Origin of the sequence: Bacillus cereus group sp. MYBKT14-1, assembly GCF_051915185.1 — a bacterium.
GTDB classification, from domain to species: domain Bacteria; phylum Bacillota; class Bacilli; order Bacillales; family Bacillaceae_G; genus Bacillus_A; species Bacillus_A cereus.
In genome coordinates this window covers 45337-70611 of record NZ_JBQAEF010000002.1, presented here as the reverse complement: position 1 = coordinate 70611, position 25275 = coordinate 45337, and the positions used below count along the sequence as shown (strand labels likewise).

The window sequence follows — 25275 nt, the reverse complement described above, 5'->3', positions numbered from 1 at the left end:
GAAAATTACATGTATAAATAAATGTCACCGTCAATAACTTCTACTTCGTATGTTTGAATACAGCCGTCATCAGGTTTTTGAACTTCACCTGTTAGTAGTGAGATTTTCCAATCATGCAGTGGACAAAAGACGAATTCTCCAGACACAATCCCTTCTGCTAACGGTCCGTTTTTATGAGGACAACGATTTTCTACAGCTCGAATATCGCCATTTGAAAGGCGGAATAGGGCGATAGACATACCTTTCATTTGCACTTCTTTACCGATTTGAATAGCAAGATCTTCCGCACGCATAACTTTTATTTTTTCTTTCGTGTGTATCATTTAGATCACAGCTCCTTATTTCACAGTTTCTACTTCATACATCGCTTTTAATGATTTCGTTTCTAGTGCTTGTCCCCATGCTTCCGTATATGTTCTACGAGCTGTTTGGAAACGTTCATTTAACGTAGTAACCATACTTGCATCTTGTAGTATTTCTTTTATGTGATCGAAGCCTAAACGTTCTGTCCAGTAGGCGGTACGCTCTCCGTAAATACCAGTTTCACGATAATATTGCATGTAAGCTGCAGCGATGCGAAGGACATCATCTTCAGTAGGGACAATCATTACAAAATCAGCTTCACGTACTTCTGTACCACCATTTCCGCCAATATAAAGTTGGTATCCATTTTCGACACAAACAACGCCAAAATCTTTCGTCAGTACTTCCGCACAGTTACGCGGACAGCCCGTTACACCCATCTTCATTTTATGAGGTGTATCTACCATTTCTAATGATTGTTCAAGGAGCATACCAAGTCCTAATGAATCTTTCGTACCGAAACGGCAGAAGCGAGAACCAACACATGATTTTACATTACGAAGCGATTTTGAATATGCATATCCCGAAGTCATATGTAAGTCAGCCCATATGTTAGGTAAATCTTGTTTCTTAACACCATATAAGCCGATTCGGCTTGCACCTGTAATTTTCACAAGAGGAACATCGTACTTTTTCGCAACTTCAGCAATTTTCATTAAATCATCAGCTGTTGTAACGCCTCCGTACATACGTGGAATAACAGAGAATGTACCATCGTGCTGGATGTTACCATTCATTCTTTCATTAACGAAACGGGACGATTTATCATCTTCATATTCTTCTGGAATCGCCATACGTAAATAGTAGTTTAAAGCAGGGCGGCATTTCGAACAGCCGTCTTCATGTGCAAAACCAAGAACATTTCGTACTTCTTTTGGAGATTTTAAGCCTTTCTCGTGAATGGCTGCTACGACTTCATCACGGGATAAAGGTGTACATCCACACATACCGGCAGATTGCGCTGAGGCATCAAAAGCATCTCCAAGTGTATGAGATAAAACTTGTTCCACAAGTGGACGACATTTACCACAAGAACCTGCGGCTTTCGTACAGCCTTTAACTTCTTCAAAAGTCGTTAACTCTTGTTCTAAAATGGCGTGAACGATTGAACCTTTCGTAACACCATTACATCCACAAATCGTGTCATCCGCACTCATTGTAGCAACGTCAAATTCACTTTCTTCACCAGCTTTGTGAAGAAGGGAAGCTGGTGTATATTCTTGTATATCTTCTTCCTTCTTTAACATGCTAAAGAGACGTGTACCGTCAGCTGTGTCACCATATAAAACGATACCGACGACTTTATTATCACGAATTAATACTTTTTTATAGGAACGTTTACATTCATCAAAGATTGATATTGCTTTCGTTTGATCATCTTCATAAATTTGACCAGCAGAGAATAAATCACAACCTGCAACTTTTAATTGCGTACCGACGATACTGCCCGAATATCCATCAGTTTGTAAATTTGTTATATGTTTTGCTAGTATCGCACCTTGTTCATAAAGAGGAGCAACAAGTCCATATGCGATACCGTCATGCTCTGCACATTCTCCAACTGCATAAATGGACTCATCATTTGTTAGCATATAGTCATTGACTACAATACCGCGATTTACAATTAAACCAGCATCTTTTGCTATTTGCGTATTTGGGCGTATTCCGACAGCCATTACGATTAAATCACAATCTACAACTTCACCATCTTCAAATTGAATGCCCTCAACATGGTCTGTACCAAGAATTTTTACAGTTTTCTTTTCCATTAGAAATTTCATGCCTTGCGCTTCTAAATCTTCGCGCAGAAGAGAAGCTGCTTTCGTATCTAGTTGTTGCTCCATTAAGTTTGGCATTAAATGAACAACATGTACGTCCATCCCTAAGTCAATAAGACCTCTTGCGGCTTCTAAACCAAGTAACCCACCACCAATGACAACAGCCTTTTTCTTTTCATTAGCGGTATCAATCATAAATTGTGTATCTTCAATTGTTCGAAATCCTGTTACACCAGGGAGAGTGGAACCTTCTACAGGCAAAATAAAAGCACTAGAACCTGTTGCGATAATGAGTTTGTCATATGTAAGAGTACGATTCTTTTCTGTAATAATAATTTTTTCTTCTCGGTTAATACTTTGAACTTTTTCATTTGTATACAAAGTTATTTCGTTTTCTTCATACCAACTGTATTCATTCATAATGATATCTTGCATATTTGTTTTGCCTTGTAAAACATGAGAGAGCATAATACGGTTGTAGTTTGGATGAGGTTCATCTCCAAAAATAGTAATCTCATATGAATCACTATCATGTTTTAATATTTCTTCCATACAGCGTATGCCAGCCATACCATTTCCGATCATAACTAAACGTTTTTTCATTTTCGTTTCCCCTTTTTCTGTGAAATGTTGAACAAAGGATTATGTTTTTATTATAGAAAATCAAAAAAGGAAGAGATGTGATGTTTATCACATTTTTATAATGATTCACAAATTGTTAAAATTCGGATTTATTCGAGAGGGATGTGTATAGTCTTTACCAAATGAAAGAGCAGGACATAAGTATGTATACTCATGTCCTGCTCTTTATTTATGCTCTCGTAATGGCACGTGGAAATAAAATATTATTTTCTAAATGAATGTGCTCAAATAAATCAGACTCTAGCGCTTCAAGACGTTGGTAAACAAGTCGATAAGTACCGCAAGCTCCTTCTGGAGGAGTAAAGTCATTTGTAACTTTACGAAGTTCTTTAATAATGTTGCCTGCGTGGTTATGTTCATTTTCCAACTCATCTACTATTTTACGTAATTTCACATAGTTTTCGTCAATTGGATTTTGTTCAAATTCTAAAATTAATGGGAAATCTTCTGTTTCTTCTTTAATTAAATGCTGTTCTAATTCCATCTTTAATTCGTGAAATAGCTTATGAATTTGAGCTAAGTGAGGCTGACTTGCTCCGTGGACGCGTAATACTTTCGTCACATACGGACTTAACTGTGGTAATTCTTCATTTAAATAGCGATGATGCTTATTTATAACATAATCAATCAATTCACGATAAGAAGCATTTTTCCAATCAATTTCAGATTCATTTAATCGTTTCGTATTATGATAAAGCGTATTTAATTCTGTAAGTACTTCTGTTGCTGATAAATTTCTTTCATCAATTGCATCAATAAGTGGTTTATTACCACCACAACAAAAGTCTATTCTATATGATTTAAAAAGATTACTAGCTTTTGGAAATTGTGTAACAATCTCACCGACAATAGAAGTTTCAGTAAATGTATGTTCCATATGAATGCCTCCATAAAGTTTGAATGTAATATCTAAATTAAGAATAGCAATAAATGAAAAACAATGTGGTGATTGAAATCACTTATAATGTGTCAATTTTAAGGATAATCAAATGAGTTTTATAAAAGGAAGAGGGAGAGGGAATTCGTCATAATAGTTTCTGATAATAAAAAAGAAGCTTACTAGAAGCTTCTTTTTTACTACTATTTTTCACATGCAACTCCATCGCCATCACGATCAAGATGTGAGTCATAACCTGGTTGTCCTTTATATAGAGGAGCTTTCCCGGCAGCTCTAACTGCGGCACAATTTTTGTAATATGCACTACTAGTATTTCCTGAAGCAGGTTGTGTTTGAGCTTGCTGTGCTTTTTGCTCTTCTTGTTGCTTACGAGCTTGTTCATCAGCCTGACGTTTTTGCTCTTCTTGTTGCTTACGGGCTTGTTCACCAGCCTGACGTTTTTGTTCCTCTTGTTGTTTACGAGCTTGTTCATCAGCCTGGCGTTTTTCATCCTCTTGCTTACGAGCTTGTTCATCGGCTAGACGCTTCTCATCTTCTTGCTTTTGAGTTTTTTCGTCCGCCTCTTTTTTCTTTTCGCTATCTTTCTGTTCTTCATTGTTAGAAGCAATTTTTGTACTAGTTGCTGTCGTTTTTTCAGAAGAAGAATCTGAAATACCTGATAGCGCAACAAAAATGACAAATAATACGGCTGTAATAATAAATTGTTTTTTCGCTACACCTGTTTTCTTAATAACAGATAAGATTGCTAGAACAAGGAAGAATATAAATAGAATGAAACTTAAAGTAGAAAAAAACTCGACGACGGGGTGTTCCGATTTTGTTGTACTGGCCGTTATTAATATAATAGAAATCATAAAAAGAATAACGGTAGGACGTCCATATTGTTTTGCTTTTCCATTTTTCTTAAAGAATGAAATAATACATAAGATTAAAAGAATAAAAGCAATAAAAAATAAAGCTGCACCAATATTACTTAAAATCGTCATTTTCATACCTCAATTTGTAAGATTCTTCTTATTGATTATATAGGAACTTATTGGATATTACACGTTTTATATAAATTTAGAAAGTTAATATTTTTACTAGACTTATAAACATTTATTTTGTATATAAGGAAAAATAGATATATTTCCTATTACGTTTTGAAAGAGATTTCATAAATTATAGTATATCGATTGAAAGGAGGAGATTTGAATGGAATTTCAATTGTTGGTAACTTGTATATTACAAGAAGGTAATGCTTACTTTTTAGTAACGAAGGTAGACGATGTTATTACGTTAAAAGTACCGATTACTGCGGGAGTAGCAGGTTTATTTTTAGCTTTAGGTGTACCAAGATGTTCTTAATTTAAATCTCTATAGTAGAAGGGGAAGGGACATGCCTTCCTTTTCTACTATTACATAATATAATTATGTAAACTTAAATATCATATTTGTGATAGCACGTTTGAAATGGACATGCATATACTATAATGTTTCATTGGATGTTAGCGGTGAAAGGTAGTTTTAATAAGTGCATCCAGTGATGTTTTTAAGTTATGAAAATAAAAGAGGTGCTATTATATATGAAAAGAAAAACATTTGATATTCCAGTTACATTGCGAAGAGAGTGGTTTTTACTAGAGTTAGCTTATTTAACGAAAAAATATGGAATTGAAATTGCAACTAGCAAAATGGATGCTGCACCGTTTTTAAGAGATCAAGTTACAGAATCAAAGATAGGGAAAGGGTTACAATACGATAAATATGATGATGAATATATAATTGAAAATTAAAGGGTAACAACAAAATTAAATTAATTTATAACAAAATATAAAATAAAGCAGATTCTAAATATAGAATCTGCTTTATTATGAAATACTTGTAGTCAACTAACCTCTTTCTAGTGTTTTTCCTACATATTTCTCTTGCGTTATTCCAAAAGATTCACGAAGAATGCGAGCATAATCTTTAGATTCTATTGGTCGTTTATTTTTAGTGCCTTTAAAGGTTTCTGTATAATTTTTATTTGTTAATGATATGTGACCATAAGTAGTTAATTTACAAGTGATAGCCCCTTTATTAAAAGGAGATTCTTTATGCTCTACAATCACTTTTTGAATGTTATTCACTTTTTTCTCATCTATTGGATCTACAGTGAAAGCATAGCCTATTTTCCATTCATTTGAAGGTTCAGATTGTAAGAAACTTGTAGATTCTCCGTTAGCTCCTTTTCTCATTTCTAAAATATGCGTACCTTTTCGAGTATTTCGCTTACGAATTCGATATTCTCCTGTTTGAGAGGAGATGACTTCTCCGTTAAAAGGGACTGGATGTAAAGGGAGATGAGATGCAAAACCTGCATCCACAACATAATCTTTACCCTCATGACTTAATATGATAATGACATGACCATCATCGGGTTTCCATTTATTATCGTACAGATCATAAACAGTACCGGCTACTTTGTATACTTGAAACCCACAATCAATTAAAAAATAATACAATAAGGAGTTTAATTCATAACAAAGTCCACCTCGTTTTTGAATAAGTAACTTTTCTATTAAGTTATCTTTTGAGATATTTTTAATAGTACCAGCCATAATATCAAGATTTTCATAGGGGAGAATCATTCCCATTTTTAAGAGAATTTCATCTAAATCATCAAATGTTATTTCTTTTGCAGGAATTTTTAAGCGTTTAAAAAACTCCTTTTGTAAATTGGTCATCATAAAGTATTCTCCTTTCTTTTTACAGAATTTTCTTCTGCTCACCGATAGGTTAGTACTTCTAAAAAGTTAATTCAAGTGCGCGGAAATTATCATAATATATGTTTCTGAAAATGTGATTGTTTTTTCTGAAATTTCAGTTTAATTTTTAATCGTAGGAAAGTCTTATAATATAAGCTCCTTTAAAATTAGTTTGTATTTAATGAAAAAAAAGTACAGATCTTTATTATATTTTTAAATAACTAACTAGTAATAAAATGTTTTTTTACTAAAATTTTTTCAAGATTTGTATGCTTTATATAAACAATATTGATTTAAAAAATATCTGGATGTAGCTAAGTAAACAATTATTGAGAAACTTTTTTGTCGTATTCTATCAAAAGGAAGAGGTAGAAACAAAGAGAATAACGAGAGTTAAGAAAGAGGGTATACAACTAGTAACCTTCTAAAAATAGGGCTAACATCTTTTTAAAATAAAAGATTAGCTATTATTAAGGAAGGGAAAATATAAAATATTATAAAGAACACCTTCTTTCAAAAAAATAGGGGGAGTAATATGCGACTGATGAGAAGATGTGTGGCCTTACTAATTGTATTTTTTATCATGGCTCCAACGATTAGCACAAATGTACAGGCAGAAGTTGTAAAAGAGCTTGGAAAGGGGTTTCCTGATACAGAAGTATTCACACCTGGAGAATGGTTTTTAGGCCAAAAACCTGCTAATTATGATGAGAATAAACCGCCAATTCTCTTTGTACAAGGAAGAAATGGTAATGCTGATAGTTGGTATGGAAAGACAGTATATCATGATATAAATGATATGTATGATTATGCTTTAAAAGCAGGCTATCAAACAGTGTTTATACAATTGTATGATGCTGCGGGGAAAGGTTCGGCTAGTCAGTGGGATAACGGAAAATTGTTAGCACAAAAACTGGAAGAAATATATAATCATTTCGGTAAAAAAGTTAATATTGTAGCGCATAGTAAAGGTGGTATTGATACACAAGCCGCATTAGTTGAATATGGTGCGAATCGATTTGTTGGAAATGTTATTACACTTGCTACACCGCATCACGGCTCAAATTTAGCAGATTTGTCATATAGTTGGTGGGCAGGGTGGCTTGCTTCTATATTAGGTCAAAAAGATGATGGTACGTACTCGTTACAAATAGGTGAAATGGCAAAGTTTCGTTCAATAATAGATAACAACCCAGCAGCTAAATTAAACCGTTACTATACGGCTACTGGAACTAGCTGGGGGCCAACATTTTCTGCATTATCTATGGGTGGGTTGTATTTATCATCGTACGGTTCAAATGATGGACTAGTAAATGAATGGAGTGCCAAGCTATCGTACGGTACACATTTATTTACAGATTCCAGATTTGATCATGACAATATAAGAAAAGGATCAGCTGTTTTTGCACGAATTGAACCATATTTACGTACGACAAATGTGGGATTACCAGCTTTAGTAGCATCCAGCACTAGTTCAAATGAAAATCTAGAACAATTAAATACAACTTCAAATCAAAATATTTTAGGAGGCGAATTACCACAAAATCAGTGGATAGAGCAAAGTATTTCTGTTGATAAAAAGGCTGAAGGAATAGTTTCTGTACTAACTGCTTCTTCTGATGTTGAAGTACAAATGGTATCTCCAAAAGGAAAAATCTATGCAAATAAAGATAGCGCTATAACTACTAGTGAAGGCGAATCTTTCTTTAATGGGGCGACAATTAGAACATTTAAGTTTGATAAATTGGAAGTAGGCGAATGGAAAATCAAAATGATGGCGAAGCAGTCGAAAGATGCATATTTAGTTGTAAGCGATTACAATAATGGCGCGCCATTTGTTCTTCAAATGCCTACAAAAGTTAAAGTAAATAAACCTGAGTATAAACTGAAAAAATCACCTGTAGCACCTGAAATGAAAGGGGATCTTTCCATAACAGTAAGAGTCGTTAATAAAGAAGGTAAGCTAGTCTCTGAATTTAATGAATTACAAAATGTTAATACGAATACATTTACAGGTGCTTTGAAAGATATAAAACAACCGGGAGTATATAACGTTACGATGGATATAAAAGGGATGAATAAAGAAGGAAAACCATATAATCGTACGATTGTTAAGTCGGTTTATGTAGAGAAATAAGGAAGAATAAATAAGCATAATATAAAAGTGCAGAAATCTTGTGTTAGAAAGAATTCTGCACTTTTTTTGCGTGATGAAAGATAATAAAAGTTGAAGAAAACTATTATTCAATAAAAAAAGATGATGAAATAGCATCTGAATGTGAAGAAATAATTTTAGCTTAGTTTTGTAACTGTTAATTCAACTGAATTTATACCATTGTCACAAGTTACAATACTTTGATGATTAAAACCACTATTATTTCTAAGTTGAAGAGTTGAATTAGCAGGCACTGTAACAATCGTTTCGCCAACGAGTTGAAGACATTCGTTATTTGATGAAGTATTCATTTGAATAGCGAAGTCACCTTGACTATTAGCAAGTGGATTGTTATTTAAAAATATAGTTATGACTGGGATATGTGGAAATACAGGATTTAAAGTAGTATTAATACTGGAAATGAACGAAACTCTATAATCACCAAATTGTCTAAAGTGTATAGTAGTAGGATTTAATAAGGAAACGCCTCCTGCTAAAGGTCCAACGTGATTAAATGGAAAAGGATCGCCAAAAGGAACAGTTATAAATTCAGTTTGTCAAAAAGTTCCGTATGCAGGACAGCTGCGTTTATGTGAATGGTCACATGAACATTTTTTATTTGAATTGGAAGAAGATTTGCATGAGCATTTTTTATACGAGTTTGAAGAATGATAGTATGAACCCAATATATTACCTCCTATTCTTAATAAATTTAAACAACATAGTAGTTTATGAAGATGAATCATAATTGGCGTGTATGCTTGTACTATAAAAGGAGATAGATGTGGAATATAAAGTGGTCAAATGATGAAATGTAGTATTTGGGTATTACCTGTAACACCTTTTGAAGATGATAAGGTTCATAATTTGATAGAAAAATAAATGGAATTTCTAAATAGATTGAAGTAACGAGGAAACGTTTATCCCGCTATTTTCCGAGCAGTAAGACTCCCATCTCAAAATTCAGCGAAAGCAAAGAAGTTAGGTGGGGGATGAATTAAACCCCCACTCATTAAAATTTCAATTTACTATATTTATTTAGTCTGACAAAACAGCAATATTATCTTTCGCTGTATGGATGTTATCATTTGGTGAAGTTATGGCATTTAACTGTATGTATATTAGGTTATTCAGTTTATTTTTTTATTTGCGTAGCTGAGCAGGAAGAAGTCAGAAAATATAGAATAATGTACATATGAAGCATCGTTTGTTTTTGGTGTGAATAGTAATTAAAGATACGCTAAAATATTTAAAATTGTAACGAAAGAGAGATTAAATAATAGAGGGAGCAACTTACATGGAAAATATATTAAAGGTATCTTCAAAATCAAGCCCAAATTCAGTCGCGGGTGCAATAGCGGGTGTACTAAGAACAAGTGGTAATGTGGAAATTCAAGCGATTGGGGCTGGAGCTATAAATCAAGCGATTAAAGCAATTGCGATTGCAAGAGGGTTCGTCGCTCCAAGTGGTATTGACTTAGCCTTCGTACCAGCATTTCAAGAGATTTCTATCAATAATGAAGAAAGAACAGCGATTAAATTAATTGTAGGCCCTAGAAAGAAAAGGTCTTAGTAGAAGAGAGTGTTACTATAAGGGGAAAAGACCAATAGACTTCCCATGTTAGATACGTTATTTTATGTAACCGATCCTTGGGTGTGGACACGGCATTATACCGGACTCATGTCTGTTAATTTCTCCTTAAATTTAGCGTGTGTTCTAGATACTTAAAAATGCCAAATCCTTTGTGATATAAGGGATTTGGCATTTTTGATGTTTTTAAAAATAAACAACCCTAAAACTGCTCATTTAGAAGATTTAGTTTTAGTAGCGGCCATTGAACGTTTTTATGATAGTTTACCTGATAAATAGAAGAGTTTACCAATGAAAAGTAACTGGGGGATTCAAAAAATGAATCAAACTATTTTAGAGAAAGTCCTAAAATTTCGGGATGATAGGAACTGGAAGCAGTTCCACAATCCTAAAGATTTAGCTATTTCTCTTTCTTTAGAGGCGAGTGAGTTGTTGGAGAATTTTCAGTGGAAAAGCAGTGAGGAAGCTGTAGAAACAAAAAAAGAAGACATGAAAGATGAGTTGGCAGATCAATTGGATATTGACTTAGAAGAGATTATTATAAACAAAATAGAAAAAATAATAAAAAATATCCAGTAGAGAAATCTCGAGATTCTAAAAAGAAATATAATGAAATTTAAAAAAGGTGGAATTAAATATGTTATATCTTTTTACTGCAAGTAATGATAGTGCTATAAAAAATTTGGAAGCTACTATTGAAAAAACATATCCTATTTCTACATGTTTAGCAGATTTAGATGCCGATACAGTAACTAAACTTAAAGATAATGAATTACATGAGAATGTATGTATGTGGGGAGCAACTCCTGGTTCTTCAAATGTTGATAGATGGGAAAAGTTAAAAGAGGGTGACGGGATTTTAGCATATTCTAAAGGGGAATTTAAGTTTTTCGGGACAATTTTTGCTAAGACTCATAACCCAGATGTGGCTAGAAAAATTTAGAAAACAAACGATAATGATGAAACTTGGGAATACATCTATTTTATTAAGGACCTAAAACCTGTAAACATTAAAGCAATCGAATTCGCAGCTTTCTTTGGCTACAAATTGAACCATACACCACAAGGATTTACTAATATTGATTCGGATTTTAGTAAAGTAAAGATTGCAGAAGAAGAGAAATCGGAAAATCGAAAAAAACTAAAATGGAATCTGGTAGGGAAGTATGGCCTCGTGATCCGAAAAAAGCTAAACAAGCTATTAAACAGGCAGAATTTAAATGTGAAATAGATGACACACATGAAACATTTGTATCGGAAGCCAGCCGAAAAAATTATATGGAGGCCCATCATCTAATACCGTTAAGAATGCAACATGATTTTGAAAATAGTTTAGATGTTGTTGGAAATATAGTTAGTATATGTCCGAACTGTCATAGGTTGATTCATTATGGAAGAGACAAAGATAAGAAAAAAGTTTTAGAACTTCTCTTTGAATAAAGAAAAGATTCTTTGAAGAAGTTCGGTATTGAGGTATTTCTCAAAGAGCTATTTGGATACTATGGAATTCTAAAATAAGAATATTCATAGCTATAGGGAAGGTAGAATGTTTCATACTTAAACATAGGTATTATTGTGATGGAAATTTAAATTTCGTCTTTTGAAAGTATCAATAATTTGTATTATTTTTATAGGGTTATATATTTTTCTTTTGCTCTGCTGTATAGCAGAGCTCTTTTTTTGTCGTACAAAAGCCACCTATATATGTGAAGTGCACCCCAATTGTTAGGCTGTGTCTAACAATTGGGGTGCACTTCAGTCCTGTCGGGCGGCTTCTTTTAATTTATATTCACCAATTCATCAAACTTAAACTTAGTATTCAAACCAAAAGCATCTGTACAATATATAGTTTTCGTCATCGGTTCAATATGTAATACATTTATGTACATGTCTTGCATCATTCCATCACGATAGTATGAGATATGTATTTCTTCTTCCTCGTGAAAAGATTGCATTAACGCTCTTTCTATTCGTTCCATAGTATCTTGTGTTAAAAAAGGTTTAGGTACTTTATATTGTTCCTCAAACATTCTATGTATTTCCTCGTATTGCTCCGGTATTGAAGCAAACGGATTCCATTTGACCATACCTCTTCCACGTACTACAGGAAAGCCGTTATATTCCATGATGTAATACCTCACTTTTGTTTTTTTAACTCCACTACAAACAAGCGTGTGTTCTTTTTTGGGGTTTGAAAAGGGACCATTTTGTTAACATGAATATTCAAAAATAATTTTTTCAAGTTAGAATATTCAAAAACTTATTTATGCAAACAAGCATGTCATGATAACATTTAACAAAAGGGGGTAGAAGTAGATGAGTGTTGACATTATTTCTAAAGAAGAAATCACAAAATTATTAAACGACTGGTATCAAGCTATGATTTCACAACGTGTATTACAGTCTCAGAAAATAAAAGAAGATATTGCAAATAAAATCAATAATATTAAGGAAGACCAAACAATATTAGTCTACTACGCTTTATTGAATGCACGGTATAAACTGCTAATTCGGGATATGGATAGTACAAAAGATATTCTGGACAAAATCGAGCCTTTACCAGAGTCTACAGAAACATTTTTAGAGTACTATCATCATTTATTTAAAGCAATTTACGCTATTAATAAAGCAAACCATAGTGAAGCAAGAATGCAATTTGAAAAAGCTGAAACGTTTTTAGAGTACATGCATGATGAAATTGAAAAAGCTGAATTTAATTATTGGCTTGCAGTCCATTACTATCACGTATTAAAACCGATCCTAGCAGTTCAATTTGCTACAAAGGCGAATGAAGTATTTTCAATTAGTCCAGGGTATGAATTAAAAACTGCAGCATGCTTAAATACTTTAGGAATGGCACACATTCGACTAAATGAATTCGAAAGTGCAGAGGAATATTTACTTTCAGCACTAGGTACCTTCCAAAAATCTAATGATGAACTTCTTATTAAACGAGTTAAGCATAATTTAGGACTTTTATACGCAAGTCAAAACATGCCAGAGTTAGCAATTAAACACTTAGAGGATTCATTAGAAAATAACGCTAAAACTATGTTTCTTTTAGCAAGAGAACATTTTAAGTTAGGTTATAGTCATATCGCTAATGAATATATTGAGAATGGCTATAAGATTAGCGACTTATGTTATCGTCATCATTTCCGAATTTTAAAAGCAGTACATAACTATGTACCGCAAGAAGAATTAGAAAATGTGGTTATAGAAGGTATTTCGTATTTTGAAAAAGAAGAATTATATGATTGGGTAAAAGAATATGCTTCTCTTTTAGGTGAAATATTCTATGGTTCAGAAAATCATAGAAAAGCAAGCAAGTATTTGCACATCGCTTTAGATGCAGACAAAAAGAGCATAGAAAGAAGGGCGCTAAAATGAAAAAAGCAATCTTATTAATGATGATGTTATCCGCTGTTTTTACTTTTGGTCTTACTAATGCAAAAGACATACCACAAAACGAAGCAATTGAAGTGTTTATGGATCATGGAGAACATATTTAAAACCTAAGGAAGAGGGCGCTTATAGTGTCCTCTTTTTAATATCTATTATTTATATGATGAGGTTGCAGGTACGTCTTTTGGTTATTGTTTGATAAACGTAAGATGTTTCTAAAAATGTGTATACAAAGGTGTATTTTTGTACTGTATATGTTCACGTACTATATAAAAAAGTATGAAAATCTATAAAAATAATTATTTCAATAAAATTTGTTTTAGATATTAAAAAGTGCCAAAACCCTTGTGGTATAAGGGGTTTGGCACTTTTGTGTTTTTTATATTTTATCAAATAAACAACCCTAAAACTGCTCATTCTTTTCCCAAGATTCAACGATATAGTATGGAAAACCTTATTATATCAAGGTTTATAAGTGTTGGTTTTCCTCGATGCTCACATTTTGCTCACATTAAATCTTTTCATTTGTTATCAGGTGTTTTCATTAGATTTTATTATGCTCTCGAAGTTTTCCGCTGCTTGTTGCTGCATGTTCTGTGTGATATGACTATACTTGTCTAAAGTCATTTGAATAGAAGAATGCCCTAAGCGATCTTGTACGATTTTAGGGTGTTCTCCAGCCTGAAGCATGAGTGTAGCGTGAGTATGTCGTAAGTCGTGTATACGAATTCGAGGAACACCAGCTTTTGTATAGTGATCATTTAAAAAGCGATGGGGGGCATCTATATGTAAGGGCGAATGTATCGTATTGCCGGTGAAAATATAGGCCTCTTCATCCAAGTGTATACCCCAGCGGAAAAATTCTTTCTTTTTAAAGGAATAGTAGGATTGTAACTTCCCTATAACAAAAGAAGAGATACTAATGTTTCTATTTGAAGACTTAGTTTTTGTAGCAGCTTTAAAAAGTCCTTTTTCTGTTTTTACAAGCGATTTATTAACCAGGATACGTTTATTATTAAAGTCAATATCTTTCCATGTTAGTGCAAGTAATTCTCCGCGTCTCATACCTGTATAGATTGCAAGTAAGAAGAACATATGGTACTTAATATTTTTTTCTTTTAGATACTGGAGGAATCGATTACATTCTTCGCTGGACCATGTCTTCATCTCACCTTGCTCTTCACGTGGTTTTTTAACCTTATTCATTATATTATCATGTATGATTTCCCATTCTACAGCGTGTTTGAAAATACATCTTAGGCAACGGTGGATATTGCTGATTGTACCATTTGATAATCCTTTTTCCTTAAGTTCAGCATAGTAGCTTTGAATCATTACGGGCTTAATACTTTTAATTTTTTTATAACCAAATGGGGGAAGGATATAGAGCCTAACTAAGCTCATGTCTTTTTCATAAGATGTAATTTTTAATTCAGCTTTACGAAGAGGCTTTAGCTTTTCCCATACATCTAAAACAGTTAATTGTTTGTCATCAAAATATATTCCTTTCTCAATCTCGGTAATCATTGTAGCAGCGGCATGTTGAGCTTCTTTTTTAGTTCTAAATCCACTTTTACTTTTTTGTTTTCTTTTTCCTGACATTGAATCTATACCAATGTCTATTGTAAATGCCCATTTTTCTCCACGTTTGTGAAAGTATCCTTTCATAAGTAAAACCCTCCTTATAGCTACTGAATTGTTGTGGCATGTTGGGAGATTGTGTGATGAAGTTTACTAGCGAGTAATTGATTTTTATAGTGCAGAAGCCTTTTTTTAGCGAACTCAAGTGTGACGTTAAACGTTTCAGCAATAAATAAGGTTTCTAAATGGGTAACAGGGAGTCTTCTTAGCATAAAAGTTGGAATACAAAACTGTAGTGCAAAATTATTTGCTTTAGCTTCTTGATAGTTTAAAAACATTTTAGGCATAGATAGTTGGTTGCCAGAGTGTAAAAGTATATGGCAAAGTTCATGAGAAAAATCTTCCCAATGCTCGCGTTCTGTTTTTCGACTATCAATTATTAAGCTAGCAATTCCATTTCTTTTAATAGCATGACTTCCAAATGGAGCGAAATAAAGCCAAATCCTTAATTTTTTCGCGATCTCAATCATATCAATCTGTTCAGGAACAAAAATAGATAGGGATTGGTACAATTGCTGGATATAGTCTTCGAGTTGTGTAGTGTAATAGGGTTGTGATTGAAACAAAATAATTCACTCCATTCAAATTAAATGAGAACGCATGTTCTTGTTATTATAATATAATAAAAAAGAGATGTTTGGAAGGGGATTAGCATTTATATTTTATGATAAAAATCAGAGAATTAAGATAAATGATTTGTAACTTAACAACTTGTCAGAAATTAAATGTTAGAATACGGTAATAGATGAATGAAATATATGGTAAAGTAGGTTGAGAGAGTGTGGAAATGAAAACAAGCATAAAACAAAAACAAATTATGGAACATTTCAATATAAAAAATAAAATTAAATAATGTATTAACTTAGGTTTTTACAAAGGAGAAAGGAAACGTAATGAAAGGATCTATTTGTTTAATTAAAATTTCAAGTCAAAAGATAGTACCAGCTCTTTGTTTAGAAGAAAAGTCAGATACTTTATTATTTGCTCAGTTAAGAAAGGCAACTGATGAAGATATATTTAATACACAAGATAGAGAAAAAATGGCAAGAGTTAACAAGGGGAAACCTGAAAGGGATCAAATACGGATTAGAGAAAAATATGAAATAAATACCGTCTTTGTCGATCAACCGGAGGGATTAAATTCAAAATCAGTTGTAATGGTTAAAAAGTTATACAAAGTAAAGAAAAACAAAATAATAAAAAATATTGTAAGAGTGTCAGAAGAAATTGTGATAAAGTGTAAAAAATTGATCGAGCAAATTACAGAAATAGCTGAATTGCAAAGAGAATTACAAGCTCTTAAAAAGAAGGTACAACTTGCCCAAATGAATAACGAAAAATACACACATCATGAATTACGGATAGAAGAAATATTGGGGGAAATTGGGTATCCGAGGAGAAAGAAAGGAGCACAAAAGTCATTTCACAATTATAGAGAAGTTCCAAATAAAGGTTATATAAAGATTTATTATGGAGGCCGCTAATAGATAGTGGGTTTAATTGATATATAACCGAGTATGAGAATAATCAAACTTATCATTTATTGTTATTAGTAAGAGAAACCTGTGTAATAGGGAAAATACAGTAATAAATAACTTAACAATTTTGGGGGCTGATTTTATGGGAATTGAAATGCTAAAAGTTGAAGTAACTAATGACCATCTTGCTAAACTTTTAAATACTAAACCAATCAAAGCTTTAGAGGAGTTAATATGGAATTCTCTTGATGCAGATGCTAAAAAAGTTGAATTAATTATAGAAAAAAATGATTTAGGGGGGATGGAGTCTATTATTATAATTGATGATGGACAGGGAATTAATGATTCCCATGTAAAAACTTCGTTCGGAAATTTAGGTGGATCTGAAAAAGCAAAATTGAGATTTAGTCCTCAAGGAAGGAAATATCACGGAAAGCAGGGGGAGGGGAGATATAGGGCTTTTGTGTTAGGGGAGAAAGTAGAATGGAGAAGTATATCTAAAAAGGGAAATCGCTATTTAGAATTTAATATTAATGGCGATTTAGATCAACTAAAGATATTTAGTCTTTCAGAGTCTGTTGAGTCGTTCGGTAGTAATACAGGCGTGAGCGTTAAAATAACAGAATTGACCAATGAATGTAATAAGGGATTACCAGATTCATATGGAATTTATAAAGAGCTATCACAAACGTTTGCACCTTACTTGTTAGCCTACAAGGATATTGAAATTATCATTGATAATTATAAGATTGATCCTGAAGATATTATTGAAAATACAAATGATTATCAAATCTGTGAAATAACTGAAGAGGGGGGAATAGTTAAAGGTAACTTAAGAGTTATAGAATGGAAAAACGGCAATTCTAAAAACCTTTACTTTTGTGGTGAGGACGGAAATACCTATGATGAAGAACCTTCAACCATACGTGCCGGTGTCTTTCCGCATACAGCATATCTTTCTAGTAAAATATTGGATAAACTACATGAAGAAGATAGATTAAGTGTCAGAGAACTTGATGAAACTTTTCTTTTGTTAAAAGAATCATCTATCAAACAGTTAAAAGAAATTTACAGAGGGAAATTAGCAGAAGAGGCATCTGAAGAAATAAAAAAAATAAAGAAGGAGAAAATTTATCCATACCAGGGTCAAGCTATAAATGAGGTTGAAAAAGCTACAAGGCAAGTCTTTGATATATTTGCATACAAGATAAATGAAGTATTACCTGAATTTAGTAGAATAAATAAGAACTCTAAGCAAATTACATATAGACTACTTAGGGAAGCATTGGAGACTAACCCTTCAAGTCTAAGAACAATTTTATCTGAAGTACTAAATTTATCGGTTGAACAACAAGATGAATTGGCTAATATTTTAGAAAAAACTAGTTTAGAATCAATTATTAACACAACTAATTTAATAACAAATAGAATCTCTTTCTTACATGGCTTGGAAGAAATTCTATTTGGTGAAAATTATCAAAAAAGAGTTAAAGAGAGAAGTCAGTTACATAAAATTTTGTTGAATGAATTGTGGTTGTTCGGTGAACATTTTACATATAGTTATGATGATATAAGTTTAAAAAATGTACTAAAACAACATATTAAGCATCTAGGTAGAAGTGACCTGATAGAAGAAATTGATTTTTCTAAGATCAAAGGGTTAGATGATATCCCGGATATTGGACTGGCAAGACAATATCCTATAGGTGAACCTGGGTATTATGAGAATTTAGTAATAGAATTAAAAAGACCTTCATGTATAATTTCAGAAAAAGAATTAAGCCAAATAGAAAGGTATGCTTATGCAATTGAAGAGAACAAGCATTTTGATAAAAATAAAACAAAATGGAAATTGATATTATTAGGGACCAAGTTTGATTCCTTTACTAAGAAGAAAGTAAATCAGCAGGGGAGAGCTCCGGGATTACTATATGAATCAAGTGCCGTTAATCTAGAAGTATGGGTAAAGGAATGGAATCAAGTGATCCAGGAAGCAAAAGGTCAATATCAACATCTGAAAAAGAAACTTGAATTAAATGTTACAAGTAATGAACAAGGTTTAAATTATTTAAAACAAAAATATAAAGAGTATTTACCAGAATAAGTACATTTTAAAATTGCTGTAAATGTTAGAGGTAACTGATGTTATTAGCAATGCAACAAAACACACGCCACAAGCGTGTGTTTTGTTATATCTGACTAGCTACAAGAAAAATGTAAATCGAATTTTTCTTCCATAGTGTGTAATTCGGTGGCTAATTTAGGTTCAGTCTTATAGGATTTTAAATAATGATTTTTAAAATTATCATCATATTGTATAGCCTGTACCCATTTTTCCCAATATATGTGTCTTAATATAAATGCAATAAAATTACTAGGTGTCATAATAAATGATACCGGTATTCTAATTTCGTTATTTTGCCCAATATGGATATGTGAGACTGGATGAACAAGTTCTTCGTATTGGGTCATACTAAAATCATAGCGTACATTAGTTACGTGGTTTTTTAATGTTCCTTCACTAATATATTGATGATAGTCATCTAGGAAAGAAGAGCCGCACTCTTCAATCTGCGTAGGATTCAATCCCATTTCTTTTAAAAACTCTTGATAAGTAGCTACTTCTGAAGGTGATTCATAATATGCATATCTTAAATCTACTATTTGTTCTTGCTTGTTACTAGCGTATCCGAGTTGGATTAATGATCCATCCTCTAAGAGAAGGTTGTAATCTAGATTATCTCTTGCAACTTTATAGAGTTCTCTGTAATCGGTACCCTTGTATGATTCTTTAATAAAAGTAGAGGATAAGTCTGATTTTTTTAAAGAATATGCTTTGGATAGTTCTTCTTGAAACGCTATATTTGTCATGTTGAATAGCTTCTTTCCCTCTTCATAACCTATAAATATTTTAGAGATATTTATACTCATTTTTCATTTTCACCTTGTAGTAGTTTTAGAGCGGTTTCTCGATCAAAACCACCTCCATCTAGTGTATCCATTAAGGCAGCAAGATCACGATTTTTTTTCTCATTTTCTTTAGCTAATTCACGCCTTAACGTTTTAATTTCTTCAGAACCAGGATAAGTAAATTCTAAATTAGGGAATTTTTCTTTAGCTACATTAATTTCATTGATAATGTAATCAAAATGTTTACCTACGCCTGAGAATTTTATCCAAGCTTTGGCTCTTGTAAAAGCTGTAAATATTTTATTACGTGAAACAATATCATAACGACCATTTATAAGTGAATCTGCTCCTATAATATATACCATTGCAGCTTCATTACCTTTCGCTCTATATACAGATGTTAAGGTGGTTTTATTAGGGAGAATAAAAGTATCTCCTCCGTAAGATTCTAAAACATTGTTCACATAAATATTTTCTTTAGCTAAGATACTGCTTAGCATAGAAAAATACCTTCGAGCATTTCTATCATCTAAACAAATAACCATTACGTCTTCTGGGAGTAATTTGTCTTTTTGAATATCATTAATAATGGATTTAGTTACCCATTCTACTTCTTCATTAAAGTTGTCAGCAACATAAGTAGTAATAATTTCATTCATTTTGTAGTGATTAGATATAATTGAAGGACTATTCTGTTCAGGGCGGTGAATTATGGTTTGTTCGCCTTCCTGACAATTACCAAGTTGTACGTCATATCCTAAATCTATCCAATGATCTTTGTCTTCTAAACGTTGCACCATTTTATCGTTATAGACACCAAATCCTAAGGCATGTGAGATTAAAAGAATTTCTCTAGGATTTCGATAACTTTTATGTAGAACAATATCGTTATTTTGATGAGGGTGATGTTGTGCTAGTTCTTCTAAATTTATACCTTCATCTCCAAACTCATTATTAAATAATTGCATTGTTTCCTGTATTTCTATGTTTAAAATGTTTTGTAATTCATCATATGCCCAAATTAGCCTGTCATTTTTAACTAGTTTACGGCAAAGCCAGTAAAATGTTCTAGGGAAATCTTGCCCTTCATCTAAAAGTAAATAATCATATGCAGGTTTAAGGTTTGCCTTTGTTCTAGATAATAGATCATAACACACAAATTCAAAAGGTTTCATTTTGAATTTAGCAGCTTGTACATTTGCATCTGTCAAAGGGAGTGGATTAGTATTATTAGATATACAGGCGTTATAATAAACACCAGGAAGATTTTTTCCACCCCAAGCGTGTTGAATATGAATTTTGTCCCAATCAGGGTCATGGTCTTCACTCATACGATAGAAACGCGTAATTAATTGTTTGACTTGATCGTATAAACTTTTAGTATAGAAAGTATATAAAATTTTTGCTTCAGGATTTTCAATGTGAATTAGTGCAGCTTTCATAGCCAAAACAACTGTTTTACCTGATCCAGCCATTCCTCTTATCCTTTGGGGGCCATCTACAATAGTTAAAGCTGCAACTTTTTGTTGTTTGTCAAATTTCGCTATTTGTAACTCGAGATTACTGAGTATACCTCCTTTAGTTTCTTCATCTTCTTTCTTTATTTCCCTCTTATTTGGTCTAGGCATTCCTCTTGTTCCATCAATTACAGAAAATATATCTCCAATCTCTGCAGGAGAAATTGCTATTGTAGGAAGTGATGATATAATTTGATCTATTTTATTAAGATTATTTGTCCAAAAATTATTGTCTTCATCTACTTCAGAAATTGTATCAGTATAATTTGGTAAATAAACAATTGTATAAATTGGAATTTTTAATTCATTTCTAGTCCTTTTTTTTCTTAAATTTGAAATTTTTATAAGTTTTGATAACAGTATGCTGTAAACAGAATCTGTTTTTTCGTATATTTCATCAAAAAAATCTTCAGTTGCTAAACGTGAGGTTATGTCATCTTTTTGAATGATAATAATGCCATGATTGGGACTTACAATTAAAAAATCCGGATGTAACAACTCTTCGTCAAATTCTCTAAGCGCTGGGAATTTATAATATAAAGTCGCCTCATTTAGGCCTAAAATATCTGACTTGTTTTTCAGATAGTCTACTAACTCAACTGCTTTTTCATCATTGTTATAACTTGTAAAAGGAATAATAACTTCCAAAATATTCACCACTCTCATCTAAATAATATCTGTATCTTGTTATTACATATTTTTTTCATTATTCATTATGAATTTCCAAAAACGTTTTAACTCCTCACGTTTCTCAGGAGAGGCTTCTTTAATATCTTTGAACCAGAGACCTAGTTCTGGATCGTCTATTATGGTATCTACGTCAGATGATTTAGTTTGCTTACAATTAGATACTCTGCCTAATAAAAAATCAGTAGAAACTGAAAAAAGATTGGCTATCTTCAATACAGTCTCCATAGGTGGTTGTTTGGTGTCATTTTCATATGCAGTATATGTAGTACGAGCAACACCTAGTTGATTAGCTACATATGTTTGTGTCCATTCAGCATTTTCTTTCTTTTTTTCTTCTCGTAAACACTTAAGTTTTGTACCAAAGGTATTCAAAGTAGTCACCACCATTATATTTAAATCTTACTTTTAATTATAAACGAATTTTTGTGTTACTAATAGTAACTTAATTAATTGTTCCTTTCGGTAACTTATGTATTGAAATGTTCCTTAAAGTAACTTATAATCTTATTAAGATGTTCTTTTAAGAAATAAGGAGGTAATAATATTGAGAGATTGGTTAAAAGAGTTTAGATATGTAAAAGGCTACACACATGAAGATATTGCAAATAAATGCAAAATATCTAGAAGTTATTACACTCATATTGAAAATGGAACAAAAACACCTTCCGTAGAAATAGCTAAAAAAATAGGTGGAAGTTTGAATTTTGATTGGACAATTTTTTTTGGGGGACATTGTTCCTTAAAGGAACAAAAAATTACGTAAAGAGGTGATATTTATGATCAACTTCGACATTGAATCATTCCGCAGAATTATCCGAGAAGAAGTACAAAAAGCAACCGAACATCTTCAACCAATGAAAGAACTACCACCATTTTTAACTATTACGGAATTAATGGAACTGTTACATATCAAACGTACAAAAGCATCTGAGTTATTAAACCGTTCTGATTTTCCAGTATGTCGTGAAGCAGGGGTCCTTATTCCTACACACCTTCTTTTTAAGTGGATGGAAAATCATACTGACTGGGTAGAAAACAATACAGATTATTACAATCCATTTAAAGAATCCGTCTAATAGTAAATTACCATAGTAAGTTGTCACAAATAAATATTGCTTTAGGTACGAATGGGGGAAGTAAACGATGTCCATAGGAAAAGAAGTTGCTATGGCACGCAAACGAAAGGGAATCACCCAAGAAAAACTCTCCTTAGAAATCCCCGTGAGTCGTGAGTCACTAGCAAAATATGAAACTGAACAACGACGCTTACCAGAAGATTTACGAAAATGCATTACTGAAGGAATTAATGATCCGCAGTTGTTTTTTAAAATGTGGAGTGAAGCAACAGGGGATGTAAGTATCCCGTTCTTCAATGGAGAGCATATAGAGCTTCATCCTACAAGTATGAGGTACATGGTCAATCAAGAAACAAATGAAGCTTTGGAACAACTCGATACGGTATGTTGGTTTAAACCTTCACAAACTTGGTCTGAAAGTGAGAAAGAGGATTTGAAAAAAGTAATGCATGAAATCCTGGATGCTACAGGTTCAATGATGAGCCTCGTAGCGGTCCTATGTGATCAATATGGTATTTCAATGAAAGAAGTCTTTAAGTACTGGAAAGTATCATTACGAGCTAGGAAGTATATAAAAGCTTAATTTAATTATTTTATTGGGGAGGTTTAAGTTATGACAATTGATTATGCAAGTCCAACTTTAAATCAATATAAAACGCTAATTCGTAAGGAAGCCAATTTATATGGTGATATTCGAATTGCAGCAGTTTGTGGAGACTATATGAAAGCTAGGGACCTAAAACAAGAGAAGAAATTAATGGAGATAAGAATTCGAATTATAGAAGCAGCATTTGTTTTGAAAAACAAAAAGAAAAAAGGAAAGGCCACCGCGTAGCCTGCGATAGCCAATCATGACAGTAGATAAATTATAGCATATAACAATTTAGTGCGACAAGCTGTTGTGCTTGTCGTTATGACCAGAAAGATTTGTTAACTCTAACCGCTTAATATACATTACATTCTGGTCATAACGATGCGTACAGTATCAAATTATTAAAAATGGGGAGCAAATTATGAAAGCAGAATGTAATCGTCTGTTCGACTTAGTTCTACCAGGTGATTTTGCTTTTGCAAATGAGTTACATAACTGCATGGTGACATGTATTCATAACATGTTCAATGCTGGTTCATTAGATGAAGCAAATCATTGGGAGAAAGAATTAAATAGATGCGCAAAAGAATTCAAGAGCCTTCGTAATGAAAAAAAGGATCACGATGTATCAAAGAGTTATCGTGTAGTTGTTAAAAACCTTCAAGGGCAGGGAATCAATGCATCAGTAGTTAGTCGAAGGAAATAAAAAATCTATCACTTGGCAGAGTGATAGATTTTAGACTCTTATAGAGAGTCTTTCTAAAAATAGAATTGGATTAAGTATATCAAAGCAAATCAAGTAAAACAATGGAGGATGAATAATATGGCAGTTTATAGACCTGTTCAAGTTTCATATTGGCAAGATGCTTTCGTTTTAGATCTTACACCGGAGGAGAAATACTTCTACTTATACTTAATGACTAATAGCAAAACTTCTCAGAGTGGTATCTATGAGCTTCCACTACGAGTGATAGAAATGGATACAGGATATAACCGTGAAACGGTTGAGAAGCTGTTAGGGCGTTTTGCGGAGTATGGAAAAATCAACTATAACAAAAAGACAAAAGAGATCATGCTACTTAATTGGCTTAAATTTAATGCTATTACCAATATGAATATTGAAAAGTGTGTATTGAAAGAAATCCAGAATATTAAGGATGAGGATTTCTTAATTGATTTTTATGAGAATTGCTTAGAGCTAGAGAAGCAGCAAGATTTTAAAATTCCTCGTATTAAGGAATACTTCCAAGCTCGTTTTGAGTGGCTTATAAGGGGCTTCGAAGACCCTATGAAGGAAAAAGAAGAAACAAAAACAGAAACAAAAGAAAAAGAAGAAACAAAAACAAAAGAAGAAGCAGCAAGCTGCTCAAGAGATAAAAAAGTTGCAGAAGAAAATCCAATAGCATTTTATGAGCAAAACTTTGGAGTTCTTAAACCATTTGTGGCTGAAGGGATTAATGCGTGGATTGAAGATTTGAATGCACAGCTTGTTATTAAAGCAATGAAAATAGCTCTAGAAAAGAATGCACCTAATATGTCTTATGTACAAGGTATTTTAAGAGATTGGCATGCTAAGGGGTATAAGAGTATTACTGATGTTGAAGCTGCACAAACTCAATTCCGTAAGAAATACCAGTCACGTGGTGGGAGAAGTAATGCTCGAAAAGAAATTGTTCCTGATTGGTTACATACACAAGATACAGAAGTGCAATCTCAGTCTGTAAGGCATGATGAAACGGATTTAGAGGGTGAACGTAAACGTTTAGAACAAGTATTAGCTAAATATAAAAAAGAAGCTTAGGAGAATTGT

At 32.7% G+C, this 25275-nt stretch carries 28 protein-coding genes and 1 pseudogene; 17 read left to right on the top strand and 12 right to left on the bottom strand.

Annotated elements, in window-relative coordinates; genetic code table 11:
* Positions 1–5: 5 nt before the first annotated feature.
* From nirD to ACTFO4_RS06880, 4 genes are all read right to left on the bottom strand, one after another.
* Complete coding sequence (nirD, locus tag ACTFO4_RS06895; protein WP_000581982.1) at positions 6–323, bottom strand: nitrite reductase small subunit NirD; 318 nt, start codon at positions 321–323, stop codon at positions 6–8.
* Positions 324–338: 15 nt separating this feature from the next.
* The gene (gene nirB / locus ACTFO4_RS06890) at positions 339–2744 is read right to left on the bottom strand and encodes an NADPH-nitrite reductase large subunit (protein ID WP_017673376.1); all 2406 of its coding nucleotides are present in this window, start codon (positions 2742–2744) and stop codon (positions 339–341) included.
* A gap of 208 nt (positions 2745–2952) precedes the next feature.
* Positions 2953–3660 (bottom strand): iron-sulfur cluster repair di-iron protein, encoded by a 708-nt coding sequence (gene ric, locus ACTFO4_RS06885; protein ID WP_017673375.1) that lies wholly within the window; start codon positions 3658–3660, stop codon positions 2953–2955.
* A gap of 203 nt (positions 3661–3863) precedes the next feature.
* Positions 3864–4667 (bottom strand): excalibur calcium-binding domain-containing protein, encoded by an 804-nt coding sequence (locus ACTFO4_RS06880; protein WP_375035730.1) that lies wholly within the window; start codon positions 4665–4667, stop codon positions 3864–3866.
* A gap of 208 nt (positions 4668–4875) precedes the next feature.
* Here ACTFO4_RS06880 and exsG point away from each other — a divergent pair, with 208 nt between their 5' ends.
* Both exsG and ACTFO4_RS06870 read left to right on the top strand, forming a co-directional pair.
* Positions 4876–5028, top strand: a complete 153-nt coding sequence (gene exsG, locus ACTFO4_RS06875; RefSeq protein WP_000395679.1) for an exosporium protein ExsG — start codon at positions 4876–4878, stop codon at positions 5026–5028.
* Positions 5029–5246: 218 nt separating this feature from the next.
* Positions 5247–5456: a hypothetical protein gene (locus ACTFO4_RS06870; RefSeq protein WP_000824197.1), complete on the top strand. Its 210-nt coding sequence runs from the start codon at positions 5247–5249 to the stop codon at positions 5454–5456.
* Between the two features lie 96 nt (positions 5457–5552).
* On the opposite strand, the gene ACTFO4_RS06865 is transcribed toward ACTFO4_RS06870, so the two are convergent.
* Positions 5553–6392 (bottom strand): arylamine N-acetyltransferase family protein, encoded by an 840-nt coding sequence (locus ACTFO4_RS06865; RefSeq protein ID WP_059303890.1) that lies wholly within the window; start codon positions 6390–6392, stop codon positions 5553–5555.
* A 553-nt stretch (positions 6393–6945) separates the two neighbouring features.
* Between ACTFO4_RS06865 and ACTFO4_RS06860 the strand changes: the two genes are divergently transcribed.
* Positions 6946–8547 carry an esterase/lipase family protein gene (locus ACTFO4_RS06860; RefSeq protein ID WP_410987851.1) on the top strand — a complete coding sequence of 534 codons (1602 nt, stop codon included), beginning with the start codon at positions 6946–6948 and terminating at the stop codon, positions 8545–8547.
* Positions 8548–8702: 155 nt separating this feature from the next.
* Here ACTFO4_RS06860 and ACTFO4_RS06855 read toward each other — a convergent pair.
* Positions 8703–9251, bottom strand: a pseudogene (locus tag ACTFO4_RS06855) (preprotein translocase).
* Between the two features lie 611 nt (positions 9252–9862).
* Between ACTFO4_RS06855 and ACTFO4_RS06850 the strand changes: the two are divergent.
* The 4 genes from ACTFO4_RS06850 to ACTFO4_RS06835 all read left to right on the top strand — a co-directional run bounded on the left by ACTFO4_RS06850 (position 9863) and on the right by ACTFO4_RS06835 (position 11596).
* Entirely contained in the window at positions 9863–10138 is a 276-nt protein-coding gene (locus ACTFO4_RS06850) for a stage V sporulation protein S (RefSeq protein WP_000427801.1), read from the top strand.
* 309 nt (positions 10139–10447) lie between these two features.
* Entirely contained in the window at positions 10448–10735 is a 288-nt protein-coding gene (locus ACTFO4_RS06845) for a hypothetical protein (protein ID WP_002025705.1), read from the top strand.
* Positions 10736–10793: 58 nt separating this feature from the next.
* Positions 10794–11099: a hypothetical protein gene (locus tag ACTFO4_RS06840; protein WP_000966113.1), complete on the top strand. Its 306-nt coding sequence runs from the start codon at positions 10794–10796 to the stop codon at positions 11097–11099.
* Between the two features lie 203 nt (positions 11100–11302).
* Positions 11303–11596, top strand: coding sequence for an HNH endonuclease (locus ACTFO4_RS06835; RefSeq protein ID WP_002177968.1), 294 nt, complete (start codon positions 11303–11305; stop codon positions 11594–11596).
* Between the two features lie 338 nt (positions 11597–11934).
* Here the strand turns inward: ACTFO4_RS06835 and ACTFO4_RS06830 are convergent, their stop codons facing one another.
* Positions 11935–12282: a YolD-like family protein gene (locus tag ACTFO4_RS06830; RefSeq protein ID WP_000456181.1), complete on the bottom strand. Its 348-nt coding sequence runs from the start codon at positions 12280–12282 to the stop codon at positions 11935–11937.
* A 190-nt stretch (positions 12283–12472) separates the two neighbouring features.
* Between ACTFO4_RS06830 and ACTFO4_RS06825 the strand changes: the two genes are divergently transcribed.
* Together ACTFO4_RS06825 and ACTFO4_RS06820 are read left to right on the top strand one after the other, a co-directional pair.
* Complete coding sequence (locus tag ACTFO4_RS06825; RefSeq protein WP_000109855.1) at positions 12473–13546, top strand: tetratricopeptide repeat protein; 1074 nt, start codon at positions 12473–12475, stop codon at positions 13544–13546.
* Positions 13543–13668, top strand: a complete 126-nt coding sequence (locus ACTFO4_RS06820; protein WP_000709201.1) for an aspartate phosphatase — start codon at positions 13543–13545, stop codon at positions 13666–13668. Before ACTFO4_RS06825 ends, ACTFO4_RS06820 begins: the two co-directional genes overlap by 4 nt.
* A 424-nt stretch (positions 13669–14092) precedes the next feature.
* On the opposite strand, the gene ACTFO4_RS06815 is transcribed toward ACTFO4_RS06820, so the two are convergent.
* Positions 14093–15229 carry a site-specific integrase gene (locus ACTFO4_RS06815; protein ID WP_119683262.1) on the bottom strand — a complete coding sequence of 379 codons (1137 nt, stop codon included), beginning with the start codon at positions 15227–15229 and terminating at the stop codon, positions 14093–14095.
* Between the two features lie 20 nt (positions 15230–15249).
* Positions 15250–15768, bottom strand: coding sequence for an ImmA/IrrE family metallo-endopeptidase (locus ACTFO4_RS06810; protein ID WP_000487841.1), 519 nt, complete (start codon positions 15766–15768; stop codon positions 15250–15252).
* Positions 15769–16095: 327 nt separating this feature from the next.
* Here ACTFO4_RS06810 and ACTFO4_RS06805 point away from each other — a divergent pair, with 327 nt between their 5' ends.
* Together ACTFO4_RS06805 and ACTFO4_RS06800 are read left to right on the top strand one after the other, a co-directional pair.
* Complete coding sequence (locus ACTFO4_RS06805) at positions 16096–16686, top strand: hypothetical protein (RefSeq protein WP_119683263.1); 591 nt, start codon at positions 16096–16098, stop codon at positions 16684–16686.
* 136 nt (positions 16687–16822) lie between these two features.
* Positions 16823–18784, top strand: a complete 1962-nt coding sequence (locus ACTFO4_RS06800; RefSeq protein WP_119683264.1) for an ATP-binding protein — start codon at positions 16823–16825, stop codon at positions 18782–18784.
* Between the two features lie 95 nt (positions 18785–18879).
* Here ACTFO4_RS06800 and ACTFO4_RS06795 read toward each other — a convergent pair whose 3' ends face one another.
* From ACTFO4_RS06795 to ACTFO4_RS06785, 3 genes are read right to left on the bottom strand one after another with little or no spacing between them, the layout of a single operon-like run.
* Positions 18880–19611, bottom strand: coding sequence for a DUF2290 domain-containing protein (locus tag ACTFO4_RS06795; protein ID WP_119683265.1), 732 nt, complete (start codon positions 19609–19611; stop codon positions 18880–18882).
* The gene (locus ACTFO4_RS06790; protein ID WP_000452011.1) at positions 19608–21755 is read right to left on the bottom strand and encodes a DEAD/DEAH box helicase; all 2148 of its coding nucleotides are present in this window, start codon (positions 21753–21755) and stop codon (positions 19608–19610) included. Before ACTFO4_RS06790 ends, ACTFO4_RS06795 begins: the two co-directional genes overlap by 4 nt.
* Positions 21756–21797: 42 nt before the next feature.
* A complete protein-coding gene (locus tag ACTFO4_RS06785; RefSeq protein ID WP_001091287.1) occupies positions 21798–22169 on the bottom strand; it encodes a helix-turn-helix domain-containing protein in 372 nt (123 codons plus the stop codon).
* 172 nt (positions 22170–22341) lie between these two features.
* Here ACTFO4_RS06785 and ACTFO4_RS06780 point away from each other — a divergent pair, with 172 nt between their 5' ends.
* The 6 genes from ACTFO4_RS06780 to ACTFO4_RS06755 all read left to right on the top strand — a co-directional run bounded on the left by ACTFO4_RS06780 (position 22342) and on the right by ACTFO4_RS06755 (position 25266).
* Positions 22342–22560, top strand: a complete 219-nt coding sequence (locus ACTFO4_RS06780) for a helix-turn-helix transcriptional regulator (RefSeq protein WP_001205815.1) — start codon at positions 22342–22344, stop codon at positions 22558–22560.
* 13 nt (positions 22561–22573) lie between these two features.
* Positions 22574–22873, top strand: coding sequence for a helix-turn-helix domain-containing protein (locus ACTFO4_RS06775; RefSeq protein ID WP_119683266.1), 300 nt, complete (start codon positions 22574–22576; stop codon positions 22871–22873).
* Positions 22874–22940: 67 nt separating this feature from the next.
* Positions 22941–23456: a helix-turn-helix domain-containing protein gene (locus ACTFO4_RS06770; RefSeq protein WP_119683267.1), complete on the top strand. Its 516-nt coding sequence runs from the start codon at positions 22941–22943 to the stop codon at positions 23454–23456.
* A 30-nt stretch (positions 23457–23486) separates the two neighbouring features.
* Positions 23487–23708: a hypothetical protein gene (locus tag ACTFO4_RS06765; RefSeq protein WP_000151152.1), complete on the top strand. Its 222-nt coding sequence runs from the start codon at positions 23487–23489 to the stop codon at positions 23706–23708.
* Positions 23709–23886: 178 nt separating this feature from the next.
* A complete protein-coding gene (locus ACTFO4_RS06760; RefSeq protein WP_119683268.1) occupies positions 23887–24171 on the top strand; it encodes a hypothetical protein in 285 nt (94 codons plus the stop codon).
* Between the two features lie 117 nt (positions 24172–24288).
* Positions 24289–25266: a DnaD domain-containing protein gene (locus ACTFO4_RS06755; protein ID WP_119683269.1), complete on the top strand. Its 978-nt coding sequence runs from the start codon at positions 24289–24291 to the stop codon at positions 25264–25266.
* Positions 25267–25275 lie beyond the last annotated feature (9 nt).

Coding starts and splice junctions, on each gene's coding strand:
- nirD (WP_000581982.1), bottom strand. CDS start 323: ATGATACACACGAAAGAAAAAATAAAAGTTATGCGTGCGGAAGATCTT.
- nirB (WP_017673376.1), bottom strand. CDS start 2,744: ATGAAAAAACGTTTAGTTATGATCGGAAATGGTATGGCTGGCATACGC.
- ric (WP_017673375.1), bottom strand. CDS start 3,660: ATGGAACATACATTTACTGAAACTTCTATTGTCGGTGAGATTGTTACA.
- ACTFO4_RS06880 (WP_375035730.1), bottom strand. CDS start 4,667: ATGACGATTTTAAGTAATATTGGTGCAGCTTTATTTTTTATTGCTTTT.
- exsG (WP_000395679.1), top strand. CDS start 4,876: ATGGAATTTCAATTGTTGGTAACTTGTATATTACAAGAAGGTAATGCT.
- ACTFO4_RS06870 (WP_000824197.1), top strand. CDS start 5,247: ATGAAAAGAAAAACATTTGATATTCCAGTTACATTGCGAAGAGAGTGG.
- ACTFO4_RS06865 (WP_059303890.1), bottom strand. CDS start 6,392: ATGATGACCAATTTACAAAAGGAGTTTTTTAAACGCTTAAAAATTCCT.
- ACTFO4_RS06860 (WP_410987851.1), top strand. CDS start 6,946: ATGCGACTGATGAGAAGATGTGTGGCCTTACTAATTGTATTTTTTATC.
- ACTFO4_RS06850 (WP_000427801.1), top strand. CDS start 9,863: ATGGAAAATATATTAAAGGTATCTTCAAAATCAAGCCCAAATTCAGTC.
- ACTFO4_RS06845 (WP_002025705.1), top strand. CDS start 10,448: ATGAAAAGTAACTGGGGGATTCAAAAAATGAATCAAACTATTTTAGAG.
- ACTFO4_RS06840 (WP_000966113.1), top strand. CDS start 10,794: ATGTTATATCTTTTTACTGCAAGTAATGATAGTGCTATAAAAAATTTG.
- ACTFO4_RS06835 (WP_002177968.1), top strand. CDS start 11,303: ATGGAATCTGGTAGGGAAGTATGGCCTCGTGATCCGAAAAAAGCTAAA.
- ACTFO4_RS06830 (WP_000456181.1), bottom strand. CDS start 12,282: ATGGAATATAACGGCTTTCCTGTAGTACGTGGAAGAGGTATGGTCAAA.
- ACTFO4_RS06825 (WP_000109855.1), top strand. CDS start 12,473: ATGAGTGTTGACATTATTTCTAAAGAAGAAATCACAAAATTATTAAAC.
- ACTFO4_RS06820 (WP_000709201.1), top strand. CDS start 13,543: ATGAAAAAAGCAATCTTATTAATGATGATGTTATCCGCTGTTTTTACT.
- ACTFO4_RS06815 (WP_119683262.1), bottom strand. CDS start 15,229: ATGAAAGGATACTTTCACAAACGTGGAGAAAAATGGGCATTTACAATA.
- ACTFO4_RS06805 (WP_119683263.1), top strand. CDS start 16,096: ATGAAAGGATCTATTTGTTTAATTAAAATTTCAAGTCAAAAGATAGTA.
- ACTFO4_RS06800 (WP_119683264.1), top strand. CDS start 16,823: ATGGGAATTGAAATGCTAAAAGTTGAAGTAACTAATGACCATCTTGCT.
- ACTFO4_RS06795 (WP_119683265.1), bottom strand. CDS start 19,611: ATGAGTATAAATATCTCTAAAATATTTATAGGTTATGAAGAGGGAAAG.
- ACTFO4_RS06775 (WP_119683266.1), top strand. CDS start 22,574: ATGATCAACTTCGACATTGAATCATTCCGCAGAATTATCCGAGAAGAA.
- ACTFO4_RS06770 (WP_119683267.1), top strand. CDS start 22,941: ATGTCCATAGGAAAAGAAGTTGCTATGGCACGCAAACGAAAGGGAATC.
- ACTFO4_RS06765 (WP_000151152.1), top strand. CDS start 23,487: ATGACAATTGATTATGCAAGTCCAACTTTAAATCAATATAAAACGCTA.
- ACTFO4_RS06760 (WP_119683268.1), top strand. CDS start 23,887: ATGAAAGCAGAATGTAATCGTCTGTTCGACTTAGTTCTACCAGGTGAT.
- ACTFO4_RS06755 (WP_119683269.1), top strand. CDS start 24,289: ATGGCAGTTTATAGACCTGTTCAAGTTTCATATTGGCAAGATGCTTTC.